This window comes from Rhizobium sp. NZLR11 (assembly GCF_019685115.1).
Classification (GTDB): domain Bacteria; phylum Pseudomonadota; class Alphaproteobacteria; order Rhizobiales; family Rhizobiaceae; genus Rhizobium.
Genome location: NZ_JABDWD010000048.1, coordinates 1 through 10631 on the forward strand (window position 1 = coordinate 1; position 10631 = coordinate 10631).

At 58.1% G+C, this 10631-nt stretch carries 4 protein-coding genes and 5 pseudogenes; 3 read left to right on the forward strand and 6 right to left on the reverse strand.

Annotation, left to right across the window (positions count from 1 at the left end):
- Window positions 1-337: 337 nt before the first annotated feature.
- The 4 genes and pseudogenes from HJB83_RS33735 to HJB83_RS33745 all read right to left on the reverse strand — a co-directional run bounded on the left by HJB83_RS33735 (window position 338) and on the right by HJB83_RS33745 (window position 4456).
- Window positions 338-1546, reverse strand: coding sequence for an aspartate transaminase (locus HJB83_RS33735; RefSeq protein ID WP_221140656.1), 1209 nt, complete (start codon window positions 1544-1546; stop codon window positions 338-340).
- Between the two features lie 601 nt (window positions 1547-2147).
- Window positions 2148-2474 (reverse strand): annotated as a pseudogene (locus tag HJB83_RS34530) (hypothetical protein); the annotation flags it as partial.
- Window positions 2475-2962: 488 nt separating this feature from the next.
- Window positions 2963-4072, reverse strand: coding sequence for a plasmid replication protein RepC (gene repC / locus HJB83_RS33740; RefSeq protein ID WP_221140621.1), 1110 nt, complete (start codon window positions 4070-4072; stop codon window positions 2963-2965).
- 189 nt (window positions 4073-4261) lie between these two features.
- A complete protein-coding gene (locus tag HJB83_RS33745) occupies window positions 4262-4456 on the reverse strand; it encodes a ribbon-helix-helix domain-containing protein (RefSeq protein ID WP_168260256.1) in 195 nt (64 codons plus the stop codon).
- Window positions 4457-4715: 259 nt separating this feature from the next.
- Between HJB83_RS33745 and HJB83_RS33750 the strand changes: the two are divergent.
- Window positions 4716-5603, forward strand: a pseudogene (locus HJB83_RS33750) (transposase); the annotation flags it as partial.
- A gap of 42 nt (window positions 5604-5645) precedes the next feature.
- Here the strand turns inward: HJB83_RS33750 and HJB83_RS33755 are convergent.
- Window positions 5646-6655, reverse strand: a pseudogene (locus HJB83_RS33755) (IS30 family transposase).
- A gap of 288 nt (window positions 6656-6943) precedes the next feature.
- The gene (locus tag HJB83_RS33760) at window positions 6944-8317 is read right to left on the reverse strand and encodes an ISNCY family transposase (protein WP_132612751.1); all 1374 of its coding nucleotides are present in this window, start codon (window positions 8315-8317) and stop codon (window positions 6944-6946) included.
- Window positions 8318-8447: 130 nt separating this feature from the next.
- Here HJB83_RS33760 and HJB83_RS33765 point away from each other — a divergent pair.
- Both HJB83_RS33765 and HJB83_RS33770 read left to right on the forward strand, forming a co-directional pair.
- Window positions 8448-8729 (forward strand): annotated as a pseudogene (locus HJB83_RS33765) (ISNCY family transposase); the annotation flags it as partial.
- 1326 nt (window positions 8730-10055) lie between these two features.
- A pseudogene (locus HJB83_RS33770) lies at window positions 10056-10631 on the forward strand (ATP-grasp domain-containing protein); the annotation flags it as partial.

The window sequence follows — 10631 nt, forward strand, 5'->3', positions numbered from 1 at the left end:
AACCGATGACTTCACTAGCATCAGTTTCAATGACCGCTAATGGCGCATTCTTGCCATCAATGTCGTAGCGGCATTTTTCGGAAAGCCCAATCGAGCTTGCTCAATGTGCGAGGAAAACACCGCTTACCGTGTTTCGTTGTCGCTATTCGGAGGGTTTTGTGGGGTTGCCGACATCTCGTGTCGCAGTTCGTCCGCGAATACTGCATTGGAGAGGCGGTCCGATAGTCTTCAACTCGGACAATTCATGAAGGCTGCGTCATGAGCCGCGGATCACCATCTTGACGCGTTTCGAAAATCTGCGGCCGGTGGGGCGCAAGTCCGACGGGCCTCTTTGCAATCAATACAGGTCGGCAACGGCCCGTTCGACGCGATCGCATGCCTGCGTGATCACCTCCATCGACGTTGCGATCGAGAGGCGGAAGTGAGGGGATATCCCGAAGGCAGCACCCTGCAGCGCCGCGACCCCGACGCCTTCCAGCAGGTAGAGCACGAAATCAAGGTCTGTCTCGATTGTCTTGCCTTCGGGGGTCTTCTTGCCGATGACACCGGCGCAGTTCGGAAACAGATAGAAGGCTCCGTCCGGTACGAGACAGGAGAGGCCGGGCACGGCATTGAGCCGTGAGCACGCATAATCGCGGCGCTCCTTGTAGACCTTCACGCTTTCCGAAACGAATGACTGGTCAGAAGACAGCGCATAGGCAGCGGCGGCCTGACTGACCGACGACGGGCAGGACGACATCTGCGACTGCAGCTTGTTGATGGCCGCAATCAGGGCGGCCGGACCCGCCGCGTAGCCGATACGCCATCCGGTCATGGCGTAGGACTTTGAGACGCCGTTGGTGAGCAGAACTCGCTGCTTCAGTTCCGGGACGGCGGCAACCAGCGTCGTCATCGGCTCGTCCCTGAACCAGATCTGGTCGTAGATATCGTCGGAGAGCACGAAGACGTGGGGATGGCGCAGCAGCACCTTGCCGAGGGCTTCGAGTTCGCTCCTGTCATATGCCGCGCCCGTCGGATTGGACGGCGCGTTGAGAACCAGCCACAAGGTCTTCGGCGTGATCGCTTTTTCCAATGCTTCCGGCGTGAGTTTGAAGCCTGCTTCCTGCGGGCATTCGACGATGACCGGCTTGCCTTCGTTGGCGATGACCATATCTGGATAGGAAACCCAGTATGGTGCGGGAATGATCACCTCGGCATCGTTTTCCACGCTCGCCATCAGCGCCAGAAACAGAACCTGCTTGGCGCCGCCGCCCACGCAGATTTCGTTGTCCGCGTAGCTGAGGCCGAGCCGGCGCTTGATATCGCCGATGATTGCCTTGCGCAGCGCCGGCGTGCCGTTGACAGCCGTATATTTCGTTTCGCCCCTGTCGATGGCCGCATGCGCCGCGGCCTTGATGTTGTCTGGCGTGTCAAAGTCCGGCTCGCCGACGGTCAGGTCGACGATATCGCGGCCGGCTGCCTTCAGTTCGCGAGCACGGGCTGCCGCAGCCGTGCTTGGCGAAACCTTGATTCTGGACACACGCGATGCAGGCACGAAGGTGCTCATTGTGTGTTTAAGCATGGAATGTAATGTTCGGTGCTGATTGACACTCATTGGGATTTCCTCGGTTCTGGAGAGGTGATTGCCTTCAGTGAACGGTTTCGATTTAGTGTAGTGTCCCGCCCAGGAAAGTTCCACGAGTTCGCCATGGTTGATCGTCGGGTCAAGGTCGCGACAGCTTTCGAAAGTTGATTGGCAATCCAGTGGCCCCCGGCGAACTAAGAGCAAGTTCTGGAATCGCAGTGAAGACAACCCACAAACGTGGCGCTCTTTGAAAAGCGAAATCCGCGCCAATTTGACGAGTCGCAAAGGATAGGCATTTCAGGATGTCACTGGAGAATCGGCAGAACTCCATGCAGCGAACGTTCAGAAAGTTTTCGACAACCCCGACAGCGAAAAGGCAAACTCGCGACAACTGGGCACATAGAAATAGCAACGTTGAACGCCACATTTCAAGCGTTGAAGGAGTGGAACAGCCTCCTGAAGTCCGAGAGTCCTCAATGACACCTTGGACTGCCCCCACTTTCGACCGGACACTCAGCATAAGCAGGAAGGCTCAAGCACATATGCGCGACCCGCCCAGCAGATACGCCGTATGTTCGGCAATCTCGCAGCATCGCTCAACCGAAATTGGGTCCGGTCCTGGTAGATCGAAATACCGGCAGAGATTACCAACTGTCGCATAGACTGCCTACTGTGCGCTCGTAATACCAGCGATGTTATAATTGCTCGAAGGCTTGGAACATTCGCCAATCAGCGCCTCAATGTTAGCGGTATCGACCCGGATGGCCTGGGCGCTTTCCGTCGAGAGATAGCCGTACTGAGCTGGGTCTGCTGAAAGAGTTATTGGATGGAGACCAAGACCCCGCGCAGCTTGGATGCAGACGGGACCATTGCTTGCGCCTTCGATGAGGATGAGTGCTCGTTCCTGCATTGGCGTTGACCTTTTCTCTGTACAGATGGGGGAATGGCATCAGCTTCAGCCATACTTGGGTTTTCCGGCAGTGACGCCTCTCATTTATGAGTAAGTTGAATTATAGGAAACTACTAGGATCAGTAGGAGCGGTACGAGTGCATCCGCGGATCAGCGCATTCAGATCCCTCGTATCGGTCCGGACAGCCTCAGCGCCTTACTACCAGAGGCAGTCATATTGGTGCGGCTCGACCGCCACGATAATCGAATGCAGTCCAAGACGCTTGACCCCTTGAATGTACCGTAGACCTTGGTCCTGTGGCCTTCAATTGAGATGAACACTCATGCCTTCATTTGAATTTCCCCTTGGTGCCGAGAGTTGTTTTGACGGATATTGACGTCAGCTTTTCATTCGGGTACGCGGGTCCTCCACGCAAAGCGACATCGGCGCGCATTGACGATCTTTAGTCCGCTGCTGGCTGTACTGCCGTCGCGGATGCCAAACACGGTCAATAGCGCTCTAAAAGGCTGTTTACTTCCTTTGATAGGTTTACTTGGCCGGCTTTAATAAGCCTGACCAGCACGCGGAAATAGCCGCCCGCATTCTTGATCTGTTCGGCCCCTGGCGTAGGCCGCGCCTGCAGCTGGATCACGTAAACCAAGGTGACAGCCGCCCCGAGCAGCCCGATTTCGCGGCCAGCCTCCACCCAAGCCGACGGCGACACGCCAAATGCACCCCGCATCCTCCCCACGGCCAATATAAACTCCCGATCATTTCGCACCTGCCCGATAAAATCCATTGCGTCCGGGCATGCCTTAACCAGGTCGTCTGCGGTCGCAATCGGCCGCTCCGGCGCCCTCACATCTCCTGAGTGATTGTTACAAGACTTGTCAGGGGCACATGTGTTCTTGTCTTCGTGACGGCAAGGATTGCCGGCAGAGGCAGCATAATATCGATCTTCTGCTTCCATTCGGAGCTGATGCCAAGCATCGCGAGAGCTGTCGGCCGATCCTATCGCCGATCGCCGCGGCGTGACTCGTGAAAGCGCCAGAGCGCGCGCCATCAGATCGGTGATGTCAGAGTCCGGATCGACCTCGGCAAGCGTCCTGAGAGCTTCCTGGGCCGATCTGCGATGAATGGTCAGCTCGTCAAAGGCAAGCGCCCGTTCACGCTCCCGCTCCTGAATGGCAGCCAGGCGCTCGTTGAGCTCCGGCAGCTTCTCCGGGAGAGGGGAGAGGTCGAAGCCATAAGCCCGGATGATCTGGCCCTGAGCCGATCGCTGCGCGAACCGTTTGCCGTTGGGGCTGTCCTTGGCGACAATCAGACCTTCCTCGGTCAGCATGGCTAGCGCGTAGCGCACCGCGCGCTCCGAAAGCCCGGTTCTTTCCATAAGAAATTTGTTGGAAGGCCATACGAGGATCCGGTTCTCGACGAGCTCGCCGCGATAGCAGCCGGCGAGCTGGTCCAATACGAAGCGGGCGCTGCTTGGAAGCTGCAGCACCTTTGCCGCGATTCGAGCGGCGGCGAAGAGTTTTTGCTTGTCCGCGGAGTCCTGCTCCCGCGCCGATGGCAGTGTCGGCTTGAGAGCACGCCAACCGGATGGTTGCGCCTTGGTCATTGTCCCTCATTTCCGGGTCAAAGCTTCGCCACCCGACTTGAAACGTCGGTTGACAAATCAGCGGTGATTCGGGATAACCAAGATGCTAGTGGCTTGGTTTACGGCGACCCAACGGTCATCTAAAGATCCCTAATCCTTGCTTCTTTCAAAGGCTCTGGGCTGGCAGGCTCCGAGCCTTTGCTTTTTCCCCTAGTTTCTATCCTCGATTAAGCGGTGAACGGCATCCGTAACGGCTTCAGACCGATTACGGTAAGCGCCGGACTTGATCAGCCGGTCGAGTTGCTCGGTCAGACGACCTTCCATCCATAGAAGCACCTGCTTTTCGCCGTTCGACTCTTTCTTGACGCGATACTTCTTCGCCGGCGTGATGTCCCGGATGCCCATGCTTTTGCCCTTCGACTAATGCAAGTCACGTCGCTAGTGATCGCCCAATTCTCACGAATTGTGAACCCCCATTATGATCAAATGCTAGATGTTACGCATTGTTAATGATCGCGGGAGGTAGCAAAGCCGAACGCCCGCGCGTTTCTCACGGCGCTGTAGCGGGTGATCGGCTAGTCGGGCGGCCATCGGTGTTTTCCGGTAGCGTCGGGTTGTCGAAGACCAACCTGACGGAAAGACCACCGATGACCAATGACATAACGTGCGCACGCTTGTTGAGAAGAGCGCGGATGCAGATTATCGCGGGAGATGATCGGCTTTGCGGCCGAACGGCTGATGGCGCTGGAGGTCGGCTCAGCCACGGGTGCTGACTTCGGCGAGAAGAACCCGCTGCGGCTTGCTCAACGCAACGGCTACCGTGATCGGGATTGGGAGACACGAGCCGGAACGGTCGAGCTTCGCATTCCGAAACTGCGCAAGGAGCTATTTCCCAAGCTTTCTCGAGCCGCCCCGTATTCCAGAGAAGGCTCTGACGGCGGCTATCCAGCAGGTCTATATTCAAGGAATCTCGACGGCGTTCTGTCGATGACCTGGTCGAAGCCATGGGCATCTCGGGCATCTCCAAAAACCAGCTGAGCCGTCTGTGCGAAGAGATCGACGTCAAGGTGAAGGCGTTTCTCGACCGTCCCATCGAAGGCGAGTGGCCATACGTCTGGATGGACGCTACCTACCTCAAAGTTCGGCGCGGCGGACGTATTGTTTCCGTCGCCGTTATCATCGCCTTCGGCGTCAACAGCGATGGTCGACGCGAGGTTCTTGGTATCGAGGTCGGCACGTCGGAGGCCGAGCCGATCTAGACGGAATTCCTGCGCAGGCTAACAGGCCGAGGATTGCGTGGCGTGAAGCTCGTATCCGCCTTCGTCGCAACGGCTTTTGCCCAGGAGACACCGGAGGTAGCATGCGTTCAATGGCGCAGCGTCGCCGATCAGATCAGACCGAAAGTGCCGAAGCTTGCCACCATCATGGACGACGCTGAAGAGGACGTGCTCGCCTACATGACCTTCCCGAAAGAGCACCCAGCAAAGCTACATTCGATGAACCCAAGCGACGCACCGAGGTGGTCGGCATCTTTCCGAACGACGAAGTGATCGGGTGAGTTCATGCTGAACCGCGACCTGCGGGCTTTGAGAGGCTAACCGGTACGCCTGATTTGCGCGAGGAGTTTCTGGCGGAAGACTTCTGCCGGCGTTTTGTAGCCGAGGCATTTGCGTGGCGTTGCGTTCAGGCGGTTGCAGATCTCGGTGAGATCGCGGTCGCTGAGAGACAGTGGATCGACCTCTCTCGAAAGCCATTTGCTGGCCCGTCTATTGGTGTTCTCGACAGTGCCCTTCTGCCACGGGGATTGCGGATCGCAAAACCATGTCTGCGCTCCGATGCTGCCTGCAGGTAAGGCCGGTCGGTGAACTCCGTGCCACGATCGAAGGTGATCGAGCGACGGGCGAGGTGGGGCAGGGATTGTAGCACCTGGATCAGGCCGTCCATCACCGGCCTCGATTGCCGGTCATTGTTGCGCAGCAAGACGGCAAATCGGCTGACCCGTTCGACCAGCGACGTCACGTTGGCCTTTCCGAACTTCTTGCGAAACTGGATGAGATCGCATTCCCAATGCCCGAACTGTTTTCGCTCGGCGACGGCGTCTGGCCGGTAGAGAATGTTGACATCCGGGGTGAACCGCTTGCCATGGCGGCGTCTGGCGTGCCGCGGCCGGCGTCTGGCACGATGCTCCGGCAGGTGTCGCCACAGTTTGATGGCGTGACCGTCCGAGGAATAGGCGAACTTATAGATCGTCTCATGGCTGACGGAGATCGGCTGGCGCTCAAGCTGCAATCGGCCGGCGATCTGTTGCGGCGACCAGCCATGCATGATGCGCTCGATCACCGATTGGCGGAGCTGCGCGAACCGGGCAAGTTTGCGCAGCTTGGCACGCCGTTCTCGCGCCATGTCATTGGCCATCACGCAGTAGTAACCGTTGAGGTCCGGCATCTCACGATCCTCGAACGTATTGCGGCGCAGCTCACGGAAAATGGTTGAGCGATGTCGGTGCAGCTTCTCGGCGATCACATCAACGCTGACCCCAGCCGTGCGCCAGCGGGCAATCTTGCGGCGTTCATCGATATCGATCTGGGAGTAGGTGCGCTTCATGTCTCGTTCCTTGCAAGGATAAACCGTTGTTATCTATTGCAAGTCGCACTTCATCCTTGAACCCACCCCGCTACACCAATGTGGCGGCAGGGTTGGAATGTCCGTTTGTGTGCAAAGTAGAAGTGTCACTTTGGGTGTGTCTTCAGCCATTTAGAAATGCGACACTCGGCATGTCCACTTGCGCTGAGGCAAGCCCCCGACCGGAGCGGCTGGGCCGGGTTGCAAGGGAAGGGAGGGGGCGGATGAGACGCACCCATTGGCTTTAGCTTTGACAGTTGCAGCAGCCGGTCATTCCGCCGCATCGAGGTCAGAGAGCGCTTGGCGCCGTCGGGCAATGACGGCGGGATCGTTCATGAAATCCCTGTTCCGACCGGGCTTGCGGCTCCGCGGCGTATAGCCGTTCTTCTCGCTGTTGGTCTTCACCTTCGGCGTTGGTCGCTGATCCTGCCGCTCCTTGATATAGGCCAGCACATCGGAAAGCCGCTTGTTCTCGGTGATCGCCGCATGCGTCACCCGCTGGTCCTTGTCGAACACCCGATAGGACAGGGAATGGCCTTTCCAGCGCACGTCGAGCCGGCCATCGGCATAGGCATAGGTCTCGACATAGCGACCAACCAGGCCACGCGTCACATCACTCTCTTCCAGCATGATCCGCTGGCGCTCGAACGAAAACGTCAGCTGCGCCCCGACATAACGCTGCTCACGCTTGCACAGGATCTCCTGCAGCCGATCCGATGGCATGTTGATCGGCCGATGCAGATTGTCAGAACGGGTAGGGGCGATGGCAAACCGCTGGTTATACCGCGCCATGAACCGCGGCAGAAAAGCATTGCCATCGTCCATGCTGCCGATGCCCGCTAACCGCAGTTCCTTGATCAGCCGATCCTGCAATGTCCGGTTCATCCGTTCAACCCGGCCCTTCGCCTGGCTCGAATTTGCGCAAAGAATCTCGATGTTTAGTTCCGAGAGTGCACGCCCGAACTGGGTCATGCCCTGGCCACTCTTGGCCTCCTTCTTCGCCACCCGGAACACCGAATGCTTGTCGGAATAGAAGGCAACGGGAGCACCGTGATCCTTCAAATAAAGCTCCAGCGCCTCGAAGTAGCTGAACGCGCTTTCCGAGCGCACGAAGCGCAACTGCATCAGCTTGCCCGTCGCATCGTCGACGAACACCAGCAGCGAACACGGATCGCCGCGATCCTCGAACCAGCGATGTTCCGATCCGTCGATCTGCACCAGCTCGCCATAGGCCTCGCGCCGCAATCGTGGCTGATGAAACGTCCGCCGCTGCTTGCGCGACAGCCAGATGCCGGCGCCCGTCATCCATTGGCGCAGCGTCTCGCGCGACACCGTCAGCCCATCGAGCTCGGCAAGCTTCTCGGCTGCCAAGGTTGGACCGAAATCGGCATAGCGCTCTCGAATGAGAGCCAAAGCATAATCGCGCACGCCCGGGCTGATCCTGTTGTTCGACGGTCGGCCGATCGCCTTGTGCCGGATCGACGCCGCGCCGGTCGTCCTGATCCGCTCCAACAGCCGGCGCACCTGGCGCTCGCTCAAGCCCAGAACACGCGCCGCCGAGACCAGCGTCGCCCGGCCGTCAACGACCTTCGACAAAACCTCGATCCGCTGCAGATCACGCTCGCTCATCGCTATCAGTCCCATCGGCAATCTCCCCGGCGCCAATCAAACGCGGGGAGTGTGACATTCCAACTTTGCAGAAACAGGACACTTTAACTTTGCGGCTACACACCAATTTGCGGCATAACCACTTTTATGGAACTTCCTGTTAGTAATGCGATCGGCGCATCGTGCCGAAGTCGTTGAGAACAAGCGTTTGGACGACGTGCTGTCGATCGTCGCTGAGCTGAAGGCCGGGCGGGAACAGCAGCGTAGCAAGAGCGGCCCTCGCCGCATTGGCCAGACGGATCATATGTTCCGTATTCCCGATGGCAGCCAGGGCAATGGTTATCAGAAGCGTGGCCGCAAGCCTGGCCGGCGGACGGACTTCATGAATGATCCGAAGGTCATCGCAAAAAGGCAGAAGGCGCTGGCACGGATGGAGGCAACGGAATAAATCGGGTACTCATAGTCTCAAAGCTAAAGCCGAAGGGGTGTTCCTCACCCGCCCCCGCTCCTCCCTTGCAACCCGGTCAGCCGCTCGGATCGGCGGCTATTCCGAAGCGCAAGTGTCGCGTTTCTAACTGGCTGACAGCGTCGCAGCACTAATCGGCTTTGACAAGTCGGTACGGACCTTGGACCAGACAATCGAGCCCTGCGGTTCTTCTTTGGTCTCACCCTTAGTCATGATGAGATACCGGAGCGGTTGCCTATGCCGGACACGGAATCTAGTCAAGTCTGTTGTCCGTGCCGGAATCATGGTTCTTTTCGAATGGCCTCATGATGATGTTCAGGTCGGATGCCTCAACGTGCGCAGCGCGGTTTTGGAGCCGCAGCCGATTGAAGGAGGTCACCACAACCACCGTCCCGCGGGGACATCACAGGCCTAGTCAGCCCCTGCGGTCTCGGGAGAATGTTACGGTCAGGTCGGCTCCCTTGCCGGGGTCCTATAACATATGGCGCCCTGTTGGCTGTGTTCGGCATAGGTGCCTCCAGCGCCAGGCCTCGCCGCCGGCCATCTCGGGCGCCTCCTATTCCAGGGCCGTCTCATCGCACTTGCATCCGTCGCCCGTGCCACATGCTGGTTCGTCCTACCCTAACGTCCCTCGATCTGGGGCGCGCCCTTGCATTGGCTGTCGTTGATCAATGGCTTGATTGGGTTTGGAGCCTAAACCATAGGCTAACGGCAGCAGACAAGGACTTGGACGATCGCCTGGCGGCACTTCACTGCGGCAGCCTTCCTCCCGAGCCAGTCCTTTCAATTGAAAGAGCAACTGGGTCGGTTACCAGCTGCAGCCAATCAATGCGCTCTTCGCGTCCGCAACGTTACCTAAAGATGAGGTTGCCACCACCCGAAGACATGGAGGCTTCGCTGAAATCAAGAGCGGGACTGAGGACCACCGGCTTAGCCGACTTGCTGTACGGCCCCTTTTGCTGGATGTGGTGATCCCGCGGACGTCAGTGATGGAGCAACGTCTTATATTTGCCGCCGAGCCTGGTTGGGGCGAATGCATGAGCTCGGCCTCCTTGTAGGTCATCGATAGTCTAGACCTTTACCGTCACGCATGAGTCGCCGTGGGCTCTCAACGTGTGACGTCAGGGCGCCTTCGTGGCCACGAGCGAACGCGTCAACTACCCAATGCCGTAGTTTCGGTTCTGGCTCCGCAACTGTAGAGCTCATTTTGTTTCGGCGCATTGACCATGATGTCGGAGGTCAGGCCCGGTTAAACAAGCTAATACCGTCTTACGGTCAGACTACCCCATCTACATAAGGAAGGTTCCAATGGCACAAAGAGCACTCATCCTTCTTGAAAGCGCGAGTACTGGTCCGCTATACGTCCAAGCGGCCCATCGTCTTGGACTTCATCCAATCACCCTATCGGCTGATCCAGCTCAGTACGAAAGCAGTGAAGCCATTCGGGTTGATACCGCCGACCTAAATGCGCTGATCCGGGAATGTTCACGGCTGCGTGCGACCTTTGAGATTATTGGAATTACGTCTGCCAGGGAGTCGGTCTATGCGACAGTTGGCAAGCTCTGCCGCCATTTCGGTCTACCAGGTCCTGACCCCGCGTCCATTGAACAATGCTGTAACAAATTCGCTCAACGTCAGCTCCTCGCCCAGGCCGGCGTTCCCATACCTGACTATCGCGTGGCAACGAATGCAACGGAGGTAGAAAGCGCTGCCGCGGAGATAGGCCTGCCGGCGATCCTCAAGCCAGTGGTTGGCATCGGCAGCAGCGGCGTACGATTGTGCCGCACCGCCAATGAGGTAGCCGAACATACACGGCATCTCTTGGGTGGAAGACACATCTGGCAGTCTCCGCCGCGGATACTGGTCGAAGAATTTGCAGAAGGC